We start from the raw sequence: 15,161 nt of genomic DNA, 5'->3' as shown, positions 1-15,161 counted from the left end.
GACAATGAAACGCCTTGCATCCGTCGTCGCCGCCATCCTGCTCGCCGCCAGCGGCGCCGCCCTCGCGCAGCCCGCCGACCAGTACATCGCCCTGCCCTCCTATCGCGTCGGGCCGTACGCGGCGGGCGGTTCCGGCTTCTACGGCGGCATCATCGACTACTTCAACCTGGTCAACCTTTCCGGCGGCGTTAACGGCGTCAAGATCAGCTGGGAAGAATGCGAGACCGAATACAACCCGTCGCGCGGCGTCGAATGCTACGAGCGCCTGAAGACCAAAAACGGCGGCGCCACGCTGGTGGAACCGCTGTCCACCGGCGTCGCCTACGGCATCCTAGACCGCCTGGCGGTGGACAGGATACCGATGACGATGATCGGCTACGGCCGTTCCGATGCCGCCAACGGCAAGGTCTTCCCCTACGTCTTCCCGCTGATCACCAGCTACTGGAACCAGGCCGCCGCCATGATCAAATACCTCGGCGACAAGAACGGCGGCATGGACAAGCTGAAAGGCAAAAAGATCGTCCATCTCTACCACGACTCGGCCTTCGGCAAGGAACCCTTGCCGGTGCTGGAGGCGTTGGCCAAACAACACGGCTTTGAACTGATCAAGATTCCCGTCACGCCGCCGGGCAGCGAACAGCAATCGCAATGGCTGCAGATCCGCCAGGCGCGGCCCGACCATGTGATCCTGTGGGGCTGGGGTTCGATGAATGCGGTGGCCATCAAGACCGCGCAGCGCAACGGCTTCCCGCGCGACAAAATCCTCGGCGTCTGGTGGGCCGGTTCGGAGGAGGACACCGTGCCGACCGGCGACGCGGCCAAGGGCTATACGGCGATGACCATCAACACGCCCGGCAACTACCCGGTGCTGGACGAAATCCGTAAAAAGCTGTACGCCGCCGGCAAGGGCAATCTGGCCGATCCGAACCGCATCGGCAGCGTCTATCACATGCGCGGCGTCAGCGCGGCCATCCTGTGGGTGGAAGCGATGCGCGCGGCGCAGGACAAGTACGGCAAGGGCAAGCGCGTGAGCGGCGAACAGCTGCGCTGGGGCCTGGAGAACCTCAACGTCGATGAAGCGCGGCTGAAAGCCATCGGCGCGCTCAACATGCTGCCGCCGGTGAAGACCAGTTGCGAAGACCACGAAGGCTCCGGCGCCGTCAAAGTCCAGCAATGGGACGGCAAGAAGTGGAACGCCATCACGCCCAACTGGATCGTCGGCGACAAGGCGCTGACCCGCAAGCTGCTGGAGGAAACCTCCAACGCCTATGCGGCCGAGAAAAAAATCACGCCGGCCTGCCTGAAATGAGCTACCTCTCTGTGAATAACGTGGAAGTGATCTACGACCACGTGATCCTGGTGCTGAAAGGCGTCTCGCTGCAGGTCCCCGAAGGCAAAATCGTCGCCCTGCTGGGCGCCAATGGCGCGGGCAAATCGACCACGCTGAAAACCATCTCTACGCTGCTGCGCGGCGAACGGGGCGACGTCACCAAGGGCGAAGTCCAGTTCAAGGGTGAACGCGTCGACCATCTGACGCCGAATGAACTGGTCAAACGCGGCCTGTCGCAGGTGATGGAGGGACGCCACTGCTTCGGCCACCTGAGCATCGAAGAAAACCTGCTGACCGGCGCCTACACCCGCCACGCCTCACGCGCGGAACTCAAGGCAGCGCTGGAGAAGGTCTACCACTACTTCCCGCGCCTGAAGGAGCGCCGCACCAGCCAGGCCGGCTACACGTCCGGCGGCGAACAGCAGATGTGCGCCATTGGCCGCGCGCTGATGGCCAGGCCATCGATGATTCTGCTCGACGAGCCCTCGATGGGCATCGCGCCGCAGATCGTCGAAGAAATCTTCGGCATCGTCAAGGACTTGAACAGCAAGGAAAACGTCTCCTTCCTGCTGGCCGAGCAGAACACCGCCATCGCCCTGCGCTACGCCGACTTCGGCTACATCCTGGAAAACGGCCGCGTGGTGATGGAGGGCACGGCGGCCGCCCTGTCGGGCAATGAAGACGTCAAGGAGTTCTACCTGGGCGTCTCCGGCGCCGGACGCAAGAGCTTCCGCGACATGAAATTCTACCGGCGCCGCAAGCGCTGGCTGGCATAAGGACATGACCATGCCCTCTACCCTGGACAGCCTGGAGCTGCGCCCACCGGAGCAGCGCGAACGCCAACTGATGGCACGCCTGCCGCAACTGGTGGCGCTGGCCAAGGCGGCGGCCGGATGGTCGCGCATTCTGAAGGACGTCAACGCCTCCGACATCACCAGCCGCGCCGCCCTGGCCGCGCTGCCGGTGACGCGCAAATCGGAACTGCACGCGCTGCAGCAGCAGCAGGCGCCGTTCGGCGGCCTGAATACCACGCCGGTGGCGCAGCTGTCGCGCATCTACATGTCGCCCGGGCCGATCTTCGATCCGGAAGGACGCGGCAAGGACTGGTGGCGCTTCGCCCGCCCCATGTACGCGGCCGGCATCCGCGCCGGCGGCGTGCTGCAGAACTGCTTCTCGTATCACTTCACGCCGGCGGCGTTCATGGTGGAAGGCGGCGCCGCGCGCATCGGCTGCGCCGTGATCCCGGCCGGCAGCGGACAGACCGAAATGCAGGTCCAGGCCATCCATGCGCTCAGGCCCGATGCCTACGTCGGCACACCATCCTTCCTGAAGATCATCATCGAAAAGGCGCGGGAGATGGGCGTCGATATCAGCTGCATCAAGCACGCCATGGTGGGGGCGGAAGCCCTGCCGGAATCGCTGCGCGCCTGGTTCGCGCAACACGGCATGCGGCATGTGCTGCAGATGTACGCCACCGCCGATGTCGGCAGCATCGCTTACGAAACCCGCAGCGGCGACGTGCGCGACCCCGGCATGGTGCTGGACGAAGACGTGATACTGGAAATCGTCCGCCCCGGCAGCGGCGACCCGGTGCCGGATGGCGAAGTGGGCGAGGTGCTGGTCACCGTGTTCAACCCGGACTATCCGCTGATCCGTTTCGCCACCGGCGACCTGTCGGCAATACTGACCGATGCGCCGCCATCGCCCTGCGGCCGCACCAACGTCCGCATCAAGGGCTGGCTGGGCCGCGCCGACCAGACCACCAAGATCCGCGGCATGCTGGTGCATCCGTCGCAGGTGCATGACATCGCACGCCGTCATCCGGAAATCGTCAAGTCGCGGCTGGTGGTCTCCGGCAAGGTGGCCGAGGAGAGCATGACGCTGCACTGCGAAGTCGGCGATCCCGCCGCGGCCGATGCCAGCACCAACGCCGCCATCGTCGACTCGATACGCAAGGTGACCAAGCTGCGCGGCGAGGTGCGGTTCGTCGCGGTGGGCAGCCTGCCGAACGACGGCAAGGTGATCGCGGACGTGCGCGATTACCAGTAATTAGGGATAATAACGGCCTTCACGTTCAGAAAATCGCAAGATCATGCAAGACTTCCACCACAACCGCGCGCGCGCCCTGCTGGCCGACGCCGAAGAACTGTTCAGCAAACAGGACGTCGACCACGCCGTCACCCAGATGGCCGGGACGCTGAACGCCCGCTTTGATCAACCGGACAGCGAAGAATTCCCGCTGGTGCTGGGCGTGATGGGCGGCGCCGTGGTCTTCACCGGCAACCTGCTGCCGCAGCTGACCTTCCCGCTCGAATTCGACTACATCCACGTCAGCCGCTACGGCGATGAAGACCGCGGCGGCGAGGTGGTGTGGAAAGTGGTGCCGCGCTCGAACGTCAGCGGCCGCACCGTGATCGTGCTGGACGACATCCTCGACGAAGGCGAAACCCTGGCGCACGTCAAACAGCGTCTGCTGGACATGGGCGCCAGGGAAGTGATCCTGGCCGTGTTCGCGGACAAGGTGATCGGCAAGGCCAAGCCAGTCAAGGCCGACATCGTCGGCATCACCATTCCCAACCGCTTCGTGGTCGGATTCGGCATGGATGCTTACGGCTACTGGCGCAACCTGCCCGGCCTGTGGGCGATCAAGACCGGCAACTGATCAGGGTCGCAACTGGTAGGCGTCGATGAACTTGCGCACGCCTTCCGGATGAGCCTGCTTCCACGCCTCCAGCTCGGCGCGCCAGGATTCCCGATACAGCAGCAGCAGCAACGCCGCTTCCAGCTGATCGGCCTTGGCCAGGGCGCGCATGGCCTTCAGTTGACCGTCTTCGTCCGCCGGCGCGTCGGCCTGCAGCGCCTTGCGCCAGGCCGCCAGTTCGGCGGCAAACGCGGGCTCGGTCGTTTTGCGCGCCAGATGCGCCGGCGTCAGCGGGAAACCGCTGGTGCTGCGCAACTGGTTCAGCTTGAGCCAGTTCGGCATCTGGCTCGGCTGGGCGGCGATGCCGTTCATCAGCGCCCCTTCGGCCGGGCCCGGCTTGCCCTGCAGCGCCAGCGCGTCGGCCAGAAAGCGCCAGCCCTGGGCATTCAGCGGCTCCACTTCCACGCCCTTGCGGAAGCGCTGCTCGGCCTCGGCGTATTTTTTCTGTGCAAACAGACAGTCGCCGGCATAGATCCAGGCGGCGGAATACAGCGGATCGAGCGTCGCCGCGCGTTCGTACTGCGCGCGCGCCTCGTCCAGCTTCTGCTGGCTGAACAGCACCTCACCCTCATGCAGGGCCTTGGCCGCCTCGGGGGTAGGCTGATGCAGCTGCAAAGGCTGTTCCTCGCTGAGCATGCGTAACACTTCCAGCGCGATCGGGTTGCCGGGGTGTTTGCTCAGTGAATAGCGGGCCGCGGCTTCGGCCTTCTGACGCAGCTGGTCGGCCTGGTCGCCCTGGGCCAGTTTCGACGCGGTGAACAGAATGTGGGCGATGCTGGCCGGCGGCAACGACGACTCCGGATCGGCCTTGGCGGCGGCAATGAATTTTACCAGCGCGTCGTTGCCCTGGCCCTTGGTCAGCAGCACGTTGCCTTCATCGATCAAGGTGCGCGCCGTGGCGTTGATCGCATCCTGCGCGCGACACACCGGGCAGGCCAGCGCCAATGCAAGCGCCGCGGCTAACAAGGTCTGGTGCAGGTTCATTGCAGCTCCCGGTTGTGTTCAGGTCCATCTTACCTGAAAAGCAACCGGGGTTGCATAAATTCCTACAGCGCGAGGCGCGCGCGCGCGGCGTCGTATTCGCGTTTGAGGCGCGCCACCATCTCGCCGGCGGAAGGAATGTCATCCATCAAGCCCACGCCCTGGCCGGCGCCCCAGATATCGCGCCAGGCCTTGGCGCTGCTGGAACCGAAATTCATGGCGGTCTTGTCGGCGGTCGGCAGCGCGTCCGGGTCCAGGCCGGCGGCGACAATGGACTTTTTCAGGTAATTGCCGTGAACGCCGGTGAACAGATTCGAATAGACGATATCAGCCGCCGTCGATTCGATGATCGCCTCGCGATAGCCGTCGCTGACATTCGACTCCTTGGTGGCCAGCCAGCGCGAGCCGATGTACGCAAAATCGGCGCCCATGGCCTGGGCCGCCAGGATGGCGTCGCCGGTGGCGATCGAGCCGGACAAGGCAATCGGCCCGTGGAAGAACTTGCGCACCTCGCCCACCAGTGCAAACGGCGACAGCGTGCCGGCATGGCCGCCGGCGCCGCTGGCCACCAGGATCAGGCCATCGACACCGGCCTCCAGCGCCTTCTCGGCGTGGCGGATGGAAATCACGTCATGCAGCACGATGCCGCCGTAGCTGTGGATGGCATCCAGCATCTCCTTCGGCGGCGCGCGCAGCGAGGAAATGATGATCGGAACCTGGTGTTTCACGCACACCTCGACATCATGCGCCAGCCGGTCGTTCGACTGATGCACGATCTGGTTGACGGCGATCGGGCCGACGCGCCGGTCCGGATGCGCGGCCTGAAACTCGGCCAGCTGCTTCTGCAGATCGGTCAGCCATGCGTCGAGCAGCTCCGCCGGACGCGCATTCAGCGCCGGGAACGAACCGACAATACCGGCCTTGCACTGCGCCGCCACCAGCGCCGGGCCGCTGGCAATGAACATCGGCGACGCGATGACGGGAAGGGTAAGATTTTGCAGCACGGCAGGCAGGGACATGGCGGACTCGCGGATGGAAGTTATCGTGCGAACGATTATAGAACCAAAATAGTACGACCGTGCCTAAGCTTAGGGCTAACCCTCTAAATTCGGGGTCAGAGCCGACATTTATGCGTTAAGTAGGTACTCACCTTCGATACGGGCGGCCAGCGCGCGTACCAATTGGGCGACGGCCCAGTCGGCCAATGCCTCGGGCGTCTGCTGCAGGTAGTTGTCGTTGGCGGCGGCGAACACCGGCATCGACGTCAGCAGCGTCGGCACGTCGGCCAGCGGGATGCGCTGGCGTTCCAGCAGCAGGAACTTCAGCAGCACTTTCAGCGCGTTCTCGGCGTTGCGGAGCGGATCCGCCTGCAGGTAGTCCAGCCGCGAGCGCGCGCGCGCCAGGGCCGCGCCGATGTCGCTGAAGGGGCGGCCGTGCCCCGGAATCACGGTCCGCACGTCCAGGCCGGCCATCAGGTCCAGCGTGGCGCGTTCTTCGGCGAAGCCCGATTTTCCGTCCAGTTCAGGGAAGATGACGCCAAAGCCGTTTTCCCACAGGGCGTCGGCGGAGATCAGCACCCGTTCCTGCGGGCAGTAGAAGATCAGCGAATGCGGGTCGTGGCCGGGCGCACCCAGCGCCTGCCATTCCATGTCGGCCAGTTGCAGCACGTCGCCCGGCGCGATGGTGGCGTCGAAGGTAAAGCGGTCGCAGCGCTGGCCGGTGGCCTTGAAGCTCAGCGCTTCCACGTCCCAGTGCCGCACCTTGTCCGCTTCCGCTGCGGGAATCGAGGTCTGGCAGCCGTAGTGCGCTTGCAGGATGGCGTTGCCGCCGCAATGGTCGGAATGCAGATGGGTGTTGATGATCTGGTCCAGGTGCCGCCCGTGCAGGGCGTGGCGCACCAGCTCCAGTGTCTGCGCGGCATGGCTGACGTAGCCGGTATCGATGATGGCCGTGTCGTGCCGGCCCAGCAGCATGATGTTGTTGGACGACAGCCAACCGCGCTCAAACACCTGTATCGATGCCGGCAGCAGGCTCATGGTTCTTCGTCGTCGAAACGCACGCTGGCACGGCGCTGGGCCAGCTCGGCCCAGACCGCGCGCTTGTAGTCGTCATCGGCCTTGCTCCAGGCGACGATCTCGGGGATGGTGCGCAGGCAGCCCATGCAGTAGCGCCGTTCTGTATCCATTTTGCACAGGCTGACGCACGGCGACGGCACCGGCGAGGAGATTATGTTGGTTGCTTCACTCATGCCCCCATTATGCCGCGAATCTCCTTGACCTGGCGGCAGAGGCGCCTAAACTACCATCCATATAGATGGTAAATAGATGGAGACATATGGCCAAGCAAGAAATAAAGCTGAAAACCGCGGAATCGGAAAAGATCACGATCAATCTGGGTCCGATCGACCTGGGGCAAATCGACTTGCTGGTGCAGGAAGGTTTTTACTCCAACCGTACCGATTTGATCCGCACAGCGATCCGCAATCAGCTGAACCAGCACGCCGACGTGGTGAAACAGACCGTGGCGCGCAAAAGCCTGGTACTGGGCATGCAGCATTATTCGCGCGCCGATTTGGAAGCCATCCGGGCGGCGGGCGAACGCCTGCAGATTCAGGTACTGGGCCTGGCCAGCATCGCCAGCGACGTTTCCGTCGAGCTGGCACTGGCCACCATCGAATCGATCTTTGTGCTCGGTTCGCTACATGCCAGCGCTGTTCTCAAGACCGCTCTGGCTCAACGCATCCACTAAGGATAGCCATGAAATTGAATTTTCTGACCCAAATGCGGGAAGCCGCCCAGCAGTTGCTGAGTAAAGGCAGCCCACTCCAGCGTTCGTCCGGCCGCGCTGCGCAGGCGATGCGCGACATCAACCCGCCCCCCGCCGCCACCACGCAGCAGACGCCGCACAGCGCCAGGGGGGAGGCGCCGAATCCGGCCAGCCATCCTGCCGAGTTCGCGCAAGACATCCTCGAACGCATGGGAATCCGCATCGATTTGCAGGCCAATCTCGATCGCGCCATCGACCTCGGAACCTTGCGCCAACCGTCACCGACACCGCCGCTACCGGAAGGCGCGCAGTTCATTCGCGGCAGCTACAGCAATCACGCGGGCACACGCCACTACAAGCTGTACGTGCCGGCCAGTTATCACGGGCAAGCCATGCCGCTGCTGGTGATGCTGCACGGATGCACCCAGAATCCAGACGATTTTGCCGCCGGCACGCAGATGAATCAACTGGCGGAAGAAATGGAATGCCTGGTGGTCTATCCCGAGCAGAACGCGCAGGCCAACCACTCCAAGTGCTGGAACTGGTTCAACGCGATCGACCAGCAGCGCGGCCAGGGCGAGCCATCGATCATTGCCGGCATCGCCCAGCAGATCATCGAGGAATATCCGGTCAATGAGCGCCAGGTGTACGTGGCGGGCCTGTCGGCCGGCGGCGCGATGGCGGTGATTGTCGGCACGCTGTATCCGGAATTGTTCGCGGCGGTCGGCGTGCATTCGGGCTTGCCGTTCGCGTCGGCCCAGGATTTGCCGTCGGCGCTGACGGCGATGAAGCGCGGCGTGAAATCGGCGGCCAAAGCCGGCAACGATGCGCAGCCGATTATTGTTTTTCACGGCGACAGCGACACCACTGTCCATCCGGTCAACGGCGAGCAGGTGATGAAGCAGCGCCTGCACCATCACCGCAACCTGCGCCGCCCGCGCGTGCAGTCGGGCGAGGTGCCGAACGGCTACAGCTACACGCAGACCACGCACACCAGGCCGGACGGTTCGCCGGTGGGTGAGCACTGGGTGGTGCACGGCGCCGGCCACGCCTGGTCGGGCGGCAGCGCGCTGGGCACCTACACCGATGCCAAAGGGCCGGACGCGAGCCGCGAAATGCTGCGCTTTTTCCGCACGGTCAGCTGATCATCAGGCGCACCAGAATGCCGACGGTGGCCGTGATGTGGGCGAACATCAGGCCGATGATCCAGTAGGTATTGCGATCGATTTTATCCATCGCAATCTGGTGCAGATGATCCATGCGGTCGCGTGAACTGTCGATCCTGTCGCGCAGGCGCGTCAGCTCGGCCAGGGTGTAGTGAAAATGCTCTTCCTCCCTGCGCTGCAGCTGAAGAAGGATGCTGGCGACATTCTCCATATTGGTCTCCAGGCGCACGATGCGTGCCAGATGATCATCTTCAGCATCGCCACTTTGCTTGTCAAGCGAGGTCTGGTTCATTTCCGACTCCCGGCGGGATATCAGCCGATTGTCCGGCCCTGGGTTCAGCAGGGTTTGAGCTGGCTCAATCGTGCGCGGGGCGGCTGGTCTGGGCGATATGCTGTCTCAGGCAGTCCGGGCACCAGCAGCTGGCGTCCGCGCCGGCGGGCACGGCCACGGCGGCCGGCAGCAGGGTGCACCAGCACGGCTGCGCCGGCGCCGCCGGATCGGCATCTTTCATCGCGCACGAAAACTGCGCGCCGCAGCGGGAACAGGTACTCATGCAAGCCAGCCTAACGGAGCTTGCAGGAAATTACAACCAGATGGCCCTATAATGCCTACTTGGTTGCAGCCACAGGCTGTAAAATTGCGCCCAAAATTGACATCTCATCCCGGAATCGCCATGACCCAACTGACCAACCTGAATTTAGGCAATGACGCCGACGAACTGAACGCCGTAGAACCACGGATCAAGGCGCAAATTCTGGCTGAGGCCCTGCCCTATATCCGCAACTACCACGGCAAGACCATCGTCATCAAATACGGCGGCAACGCCATGACCGACGAACGCCTGAAACACGGCTTCGCGCGCGATGTCATTTTGCTCAAACTGGTGGGCATGAATCCGGTGGTGGTGCACGGCGGCGGTCCGCAGATCGACAACGCGCTGAAAAAAATCGGCAAGCAGGGCACCTTCGTGCAGGGCATGCGCATCACCGACGAGGAAACCATGGAAGTGGTGGAATGGGTGCTGGGCGGCGAGGTCCAGCAGGACATCGTGATGTTGATCAATCACTACGGCGGCCAGGCCGTCGGCCTGACCGGCAAGGATGGCGGCCTGATCCGCGCGCGCAAGATGGCCATGCCGGACAAGGACAATCCGGGCCAGACCCTGGACATCGGCTTCGTCGGCGAAATCGACGCCATCAACCCGGCCGTGGTCAAAGCGCTGCAGGACGACGCCTTCATTCCGATCATTTCGCCGATCGGTTTCGGCCAGGATGGCCAGGCGTACAACATCAATGCCGACGTGGTGGCCGGCAAGATCGCCGAAATCCTGAAAGCGGAAAAGCTGATCATGATGACCAACATCGCCGGCGTGCAGGACAAGAGCGGCAATCTGGTCACCGACCTGTCGGCGCGTGAGATCGACGAAATGTTCGCCGACGGCACGATTTCGGGCGGCATGCTGCCTAAAATTTCGTCAGCGCTGGACGCCGCCAAGTCCGGCGTGAACACCGTCCACATCATCGACGGACGAATTGAACACTCTTTGTTGCTGGAAGTCTTGACCGAACAGGCTTTTGGCACTATGATCCGGTCTCACTGAAAAAACGGCGGTGTCGCCGGTTCGGTGAAACCGCCACGTTTCAAATGCCCTTGTAGCTCAGTGGTAGAGCACTCCCTTGGTAAGGGAGAGGCCACGTGTTCAATCCACGTCAAGGGCACCACTCTTCCGCAGCACCCTTCCCCGCTTAGTAGATCCGCTCGACACTGAGTCCGCGCTTGCGCAGCACTTCCGGCACGCTGTATTTGCCGACCAGGTGCAGGATGCCGATCGCCGCCACGCTGTTGTTTTCGCGCGCCATCAGCTTGACCATGCCGTCGGCCAGCGTCGGGTTGCGGCCCTCCAGCAGCACCTTCTGCACGAAGCGGCCGGAGAAGGTGTCATCCTCTTCGGCCTTTTGCGCCAGCGCCTCCAGCGCCTTGACGTCGGCGTGACGCCAGGCGTCGGCGATCTCGCGGGCCTGGTCGGCCTGCTCCTTGTCCTCGATGCCGGCAATGGTCTCCTGCAGGAACTGCAGCTGCTCGGCGGCGCTCAGCTTGTCGAACAGCGCCATCTGGCTGTCAGCCGATTCCAGCTCCACCACCTGCTTGCCGGCGGCGTGCGCCTCGCCGGCCAGATGCGCATCCACCGCCAGCGCGGCGTCGTAGCCCTGGGCCGAGAATTCGCTCACCGTCAGCAGCGTCGCCAGCAGCCACGGCTTCATGCTCGCCACCGTCTGCGGCTCGATACGGTAGTCCTTGAGCAGCCGCTCCAGCCGCTGGCGCCAGTCGGGCGACAGGCCCGATGCGCCACCGGGAGCAATGCCGTATTGCTGCACCGCGCGCGCCATCTTCTGCGGATCGGCCAGCGGATCGATTTCCAGCGCCAGCACCGGCGCCTTCTTCAACAGGCCGGCCACGCGCGGCTCGAGCGGATAAAAATCCCGGGCGCCGACGTGGATGGTGCCGAACAGGTACAAGGTATGTCCGCCCTGCTGTACCTTGAACAGCGCGCCGCGGTTGGGCGCCGCCGCCGGGTCCGCCGCCCAGGCCGCACCAACGGCAAACAGGAACAAACCGCAGAACATCACTATAATCTGGCGCTGCATGGCTTTAAACATGGTTTCCTTTGTTGGTATAGGTATGACGTGAATATTACCCGCTCCGCTCCGGTCTGGCTGTTCGATCTCGATAACACCCTGCACAACGCCTCGCACGCCATCTTCCCGCAGATCATGGCCGGCATGAACCGCTACCTGGCGCGCCTGCTGGGCGACGGCGTCACGCCCGCCGGCGAGGACGTGGTCAACGCCACCCGCACCCTGTACTGGCAGCGCTACGGCGCCACCACGCTGGGCGTGGTCAAGCACCACGGCGTCAAGGCCGCGCACTTTCTCGAGGAAACCCACCGCTTCGACGACCTGCCGTCCATGATCCGCGCCGAGCGCGGCCTGCGCCAGCTGCTGCGCCGCCTGCCCGGCCGCAAAATCCTGCTGACCAACGCGCCGCACCGGTATTCGTCGCAGGTGCTGCGCCACCTGGGACTGCACCGCCAGTTCCAGCATCACGTGGCGGTGGAGGCGATGACCGTGCACCGCCACATGCGGCCCAAGCCGTCGACGCTGATGCTGCGCCGCCTGCTGCGTCATCACCAGCTGACGCCGCGCCGCTGCATCCTGGTCGAAGACACGCTGGCCAATCTGCGCGCCGCGCGCACGCTCGGCATGCGCACCGCCTGGGTCACGCAGTACCTGACCATCGGCGACACGGCCGGCCTGGCGCATCCGCAAAAACGGTTAATTCGCCCCGCTTACGTCGATGTCAAAGTAAAATCTGTCAGGAACCTGCCGGCGCGTCTGCATCGCCTGCGCTAACCCTCATTCAGTCGAGAGAACACCATGGCAAGCACACCGCCGGGCCAGCGCCGCCTGCAAATCCTGCAAGCGCTGGCGGAAATGCTGGAACAGCCCAAGGGCGACAAGATCACCACCGCCGCGCTGGCGCGCAAGCTGGAGTTTTCCGAAGCCGCGCTGTACCGCCATTTCGCCAGCAAGGCGCAGATGTTCGAGGGACTGATCGAGTTCATCGAATCGTCGGTGTTCGGCCTGATCAACCAGATCGCCGAGCGCCACAACGACGGCCTGGCGCAGGCGCGCGACATCCTCGCCATGCTGCTCAACTTCGCCGCCCAGAATCCCGGCATGACGCGGGTGCTGATCGGCGATGCGCTGGTCAACGAGGATGAACGCCTGCAGCTGCGCATGAACCAGTTCTACGACCGCGTCGAACTGGCGCTCAAGCAGGCGCTGCGCGTGGCCGCCAGCGAAGGCCAGGCGCACGAAGCGGACGCGGTGGCGCGCGCGGCCCTGCTGACCAGCTTCGTCATCGGCCGCTGGCACCGTTACGCCAAGAGCGGCTTCAGGAACAACCCCACGCAAGACGCGGCGCTGCACATCGCCATGCTGTTATCGTAGACATGAACACCGAAGTATTCGCGTTGCTGGACGACGCCAGTTCCGAAGGCGCGCAAGCCGTCAACCGCTCGCGTCTGTACAGCGGCCATCTGGGCACCCTGCGCTGCGACGACATCGCCGCCTGGCCGCAGCTGCTGGCGCAGATGCGCGCCGCGCTGGCGCGCGGCGAGTACGCGGTCACGGTATGCAGCTACGAACTGGGCGAACACCTGATCGCGCTGGACGGCGCGCGCAGGCCGGCGCAGGGACCGCTGGGCCAGATCCTGCTGTTCCGCGACTGCACCCAGCTGACCTCGCGGCAGGTGGCCGACTGGCTGGCGGCGCGCTCGTTCCCGATCGAACGCCCGGCCGGCGTGGCCGACATCCGTGCCAACATCGATCAGGCGGCCTTCAGCGCGGCGCTGGCGCGCATCAAGGACTACATCGCGGCCGGCGACACCTACCAGGTCAATTACACCTACCGGCTGCGTTTTGACGCGTTTGGCGGCATCCACGCGCTGTATGCGCGCCTGCGCGGGCGCCAGCCGGTGCCGTATGGCGCCCTGATCGCGCTGGAGGATGGCAGCGCCGTGCTGTCGCTGTCGCCGGAACTGTTCGTGCGCCACACCGACGGCGTACTGACCGCGCGGCCGATGAAAGGCACGGCGCCGGCCGCGCCGCCGACCCAGGCCGCCGAAAACATCCTGCGCGCCACCAACCTCGCCGCCGATCCCAAGAACCGCGCCGAGAACCTGATGATCGTCGACCTGCTGCGCAACGACATGGCGCGCGTGGCCGTCACCGGCAGCGTCGAGGTGCCGGCGCTGTTCGAGGTGCACCGCTACAGCAGCGTGCTGCAGATGACGTCCACCATCACCGCGCAACTGCGGCCGGACGCCACGCTGGCCGACATCTTCGGCGCGCTGTATCCGTGCGGTTCGATCACCGGCGCGCCCAAGCGCCGCACCATGGAAATCATCCGCGCGCTGGAGTCCGACCCGCGCGGCATCTACACCGGCGCCATCGGCTGGTTCGATCCGCGCGCCGACGGCAGGATCGGCGACTTCTGCATGTCGGTGCCGATCCGCACGCTGACCTTGCAGCCGCCCGGCGCCGACGGCGTGCGCCGCGGCGAAATGGGCGTCGGCGCCGGCATCGTGTTCGACAGCGACGCGGCGGACGAATATGCCGAGTGCAAGCTCAAGGCGCGCTTCCTCACCGGCCTGCACAATGACTTTGAAGTGTTCGAAACCATGCACGCCACGCCGGCCGGCGGCATCCGTCACCGCGCACGCCATCTGCGCCGGCTGGCCGCATCGGCGGCCTACTTCGGCTTCCCCTGGGATCAGAAGGCGGCGGACGCCTACCTGGACACCGCCTGCGCGATGCTGGAGCCGCACCACGACGCCTATCGCCTGCGCCTGGCGCTCAACGCCAGCGGCGCCTTCACCGTGCAGCATGCGCCGCTGACGCCGCTGGCCGACACCGTGCGCGTGTTGCTGGCCGCCGACGCCACCGCCAGCAACGACCTGTTCCTGCGCCACAAGACCAGCGTCCGCGGCCGCTACGACGCCGCCTGGCGCGACGCCGAAGCGCAGGGCGCGTTCGACACCCTGTTCTTCAACGAGCGCGGCGAACTGACCGAGGGCGGCCGCAGCAATGTCTTCGTGCGCCTCGGCGGCCAGTGGCTGACGCCCCCCCTGGGCAGCGGCCTGCTGCCCGGCGTGATGCGCGCCGTGCTGCTCGACGATCCGGCCTGGAACGCCAGCGAAGCCGTGATCACGCGCGACATGCTGCGCGGCGCCGACGACATCGTCGTCTGCAACGCCCTGCGCGGCGTGCTGCGCGCCACGCTTTAAAGATCGATCACCATCTCGAAGCCGCCGTAGATCATGCGCTTGCCGTCGAACGGCATATTGGCCGGGTCCATGTAGCCAGCGATGCGCGCATCGTGCATGACCTTGTCGTTGATCTCGTCGCGCCGGGCGCGCGATTCGTAGACGATCCAGGAGAATACGACCACTTCGTCCTCCTTCAGCATCACGCTTTGCGGGAACGAGGTGAGTTTGCCGGGCGGGACGTCGTCGCCCACCGTTTCGCGGAATTCCAGCGCGCCGTATTCCTTCCACACGACGCCGCATTCCCGCGACATTTTCTTGTAGTCATCCAGCCGGTTCTTCGGCACGGCGATCACGAAACCGTCTACGTAGGGCATGATAGTCTCCTC

At 64.6% G+C, this 15,161-nt stretch carries 18 protein-coding genes and 1 tRNA gene; 11 read left to right on the top strand and 8 right to left on the bottom strand.

From position 1 onward, the window contains the following. The first annotated feature begins 4 nt into the window (after positions 1–4). The 4 genes from E4L98_RS07340 to E4L98_RS07325 are packed head-to-tail and all read left to right on the top strand — an operon-like array spanning position 5 to position 3,992. Positions 5–1,309, top strand: coding sequence for an ABC transporter substrate-binding protein (locus tag E4L98_RS07340; RefSeq protein WP_135200906.1), 1,305 nt, complete (start codon positions 5–7; stop codon positions 1,307–1,309). Then, a complete protein-coding gene (locus tag E4L98_RS07335) occupies positions 1,306–2,106 on the top strand; it encodes an ABC transporter ATP-binding protein (RefSeq protein WP_135200905.1) in 801 nt (266 codons plus the stop codon). Before E4L98_RS07340 ends, E4L98_RS07335 begins: the two co-directional genes overlap by 4 nt. Before the next feature lie 10 nt (positions 2,107–2,116). Beyond that, entirely contained in the window at positions 2,117–3,379 is a 1,263-nt protein-coding gene (locus E4L98_RS07330; RefSeq protein ID WP_205746676.1) for a phenylacetate--CoA ligase family protein, read from the top strand. Positions 3,380–3,422: 43 nt separating this feature from the next. Beyond that, positions 3,423–3,992, top strand: a complete 570-nt coding sequence (locus tag E4L98_RS07325) for a hypoxanthine-guanine phosphoribosyltransferase (protein ID WP_135200903.1) — start codon at positions 3,423–3,425, stop codon at positions 3,990–3,992. Here E4L98_RS07325 and E4L98_RS07320 read toward each other — a convergent pair whose 3' ends face one another. From E4L98_RS07320 to E4L98_RS07305, 4 genes are all read right to left on the bottom strand, one after another. Beyond that, positions 3,993–5,015, bottom strand: a complete 1,023-nt coding sequence (locus tag E4L98_RS07320; protein ID WP_135200902.1) for a tetratricopeptide repeat protein — start codon at positions 5,013–5,015, stop codon at positions 3,993–3,995. Positions 5,016–5,077: 62 nt separating this feature from the next. Further along, positions 5,078–6,031 (bottom strand): NAD(P)H-dependent flavin oxidoreductase, encoded by a 954-nt coding sequence (locus E4L98_RS07315; protein WP_135200901.1) that lies wholly within the window; start codon positions 6,029–6,031, stop codon positions 5,078–5,080. A gap of 108 nt (positions 6,032–6,139) precedes the next feature. Further along, positions 6,140–7,048, bottom strand: coding sequence for an MBL fold metallo-hydrolase (locus E4L98_RS07310; protein ID WP_135200900.1), 909 nt, complete (start codon positions 7,046–7,048; stop codon positions 6,140–6,142). Next, positions 7,045–7,260 carry a DUF1289 domain-containing protein gene (locus tag E4L98_RS07305; RefSeq protein ID WP_135200899.1) on the bottom strand — a complete coding sequence of 72 codons (216 nt, stop codon included), beginning with the start codon at positions 7,258–7,260 and terminating at the stop codon, positions 7,045–7,047. Before E4L98_RS07305 ends, E4L98_RS07310 begins: the two co-directional genes overlap by 4 nt. An 86-nt stretch (positions 7,261–7,346) precedes the next feature. On the opposite strand from E4L98_RS07305, the gene E4L98_RS07300 reads away from it, so the two are divergent. Both E4L98_RS07300 and E4L98_RS07295 read left to right on the top strand, forming a co-directional pair. Continuing rightward, positions 7,347–7,760, top strand: a complete 414-nt coding sequence (locus E4L98_RS07300) for a ribbon-helix-helix domain-containing protein (RefSeq protein ID WP_135200898.1) — start codon at positions 7,347–7,349, stop codon at positions 7,758–7,760. A gap of 8 nt (positions 7,761–7,768) precedes the next feature. Then, complete coding sequence (locus E4L98_RS07295) at positions 7,769–8,923, top strand: extracellular catalytic domain type 1 short-chain-length polyhydroxyalkanoate depolymerase (protein WP_229257295.1); 1,155 nt, start codon at positions 7,769–7,771, stop codon at positions 8,921–8,923. Here the strand turns inward: E4L98_RS07295 and E4L98_RS07290 are convergent. Together E4L98_RS07290 and E4L98_RS07285 are read right to left on the bottom strand one after the other, a co-directional pair. Then, positions 8,916–9,236: a hypothetical protein gene (locus tag E4L98_RS07290; RefSeq protein ID WP_135200897.1), complete on the bottom strand. Its 321-nt coding sequence runs from the start codon at positions 9,234–9,236 to the stop codon at positions 8,916–8,918. The genes E4L98_RS07295 and E4L98_RS07290 overlap by 8 nt on opposite strands. A gap of 64 nt (positions 9,237–9,300) precedes the next feature. Next, positions 9,301–9,498: a cysteine-rich CWC family protein gene (locus E4L98_RS07285; RefSeq protein WP_135200896.1), complete on the bottom strand. Its 198-nt coding sequence runs from the start codon at positions 9,496–9,498 to the stop codon at positions 9,301–9,303. Positions 9,499–9,618: 120 nt separating this feature from the next. Between E4L98_RS07285 and argB the strand changes: the two genes are divergently transcribed. Further along, a complete protein-coding gene (gene argB / locus E4L98_RS07280; protein WP_135200895.1) occupies positions 9,619–10,545 on the top strand; it encodes an acetylglutamate kinase in 927 nt (308 codons plus the stop codon). A 46-nt stretch (positions 10,546–10,591) separates the two neighbouring features. Further along, a tRNA-Thr gene (locus E4L98_RS07275) sits at positions 10,592–10,666 on the top strand. 24 nt (positions 10,667–10,690) lie between these two features. On the opposite strand, the gene E4L98_RS07270 is transcribed toward E4L98_RS07275, so the two are convergent. After that, positions 10,691–11,602 carry a TraB/GumN family protein gene (locus tag E4L98_RS07270; protein ID WP_229257294.1) on the bottom strand — a complete coding sequence of 304 codons (912 nt, stop codon included), beginning with the start codon at positions 11,600–11,602 and terminating at the stop codon, positions 10,691–10,693. Positions 11,603–11,629: 27 nt separating this feature from the next. Here E4L98_RS07270 and E4L98_RS07265 point away from each other — a divergent pair, with 27 nt between their 5' ends. From E4L98_RS07265 to pabB, 3 genes are read left to right on the top strand one after another with little or no spacing between them, the layout of a single operon-like run. Then, positions 11,630–12,355: an HAD-IA family hydrolase gene (locus E4L98_RS07265; RefSeq protein WP_135200894.1), complete on the top strand. Its 726-nt coding sequence runs from the start codon at positions 11,630–11,632 to the stop codon at positions 12,353–12,355. A 24-nt stretch (positions 12,356–12,379) separates the two neighbouring features. Further along, the gene (gene slmA / locus E4L98_RS07260) at positions 12,380–12,955 is read left to right on the top strand and encodes a nucleoid occlusion factor SlmA (RefSeq protein ID WP_135200893.1); all 576 of its coding nucleotides are present in this window, start codon (positions 12,380–12,382) and stop codon (positions 12,953–12,955) included. 2 nt (positions 12,956–12,957) lie between these two features. Further along, on the top strand, positions 12,958–14,793 hold the full coding sequence (gene pabB / locus E4L98_RS07255) for an aminodeoxychorismate synthase component I (RefSeq protein ID WP_135200892.1): 1,836 nt from the start codon (positions 12,958–12,960) through the stop codon (positions 14,791–14,793). Here pabB and E4L98_RS07250 read toward each other — a convergent pair. After that, positions 14,790–15,149 (bottom strand): DUF1428 domain-containing protein, encoded by a 360-nt coding sequence (locus E4L98_RS07250; RefSeq protein ID WP_135200891.1) that lies wholly within the window; start codon positions 15,147–15,149, stop codon positions 14,790–14,792. The genes pabB and E4L98_RS07250 overlap by 4 nt on opposite strands. Between the last annotated feature and the right edge of the window lie 12 nt (positions 15,150–15,161).

It is taken from the genome of Duganella callida, from assembly GCF_004614165.1.
Lineage (GTDB): Bacteria > Pseudomonadota > Gammaproteobacteria > Burkholderiales > Burkholderiaceae_D > Rugamonas > Rugamonas callida.
This window is presented reverse-complemented; position numbering and strand designations above follow the sequence as displayed.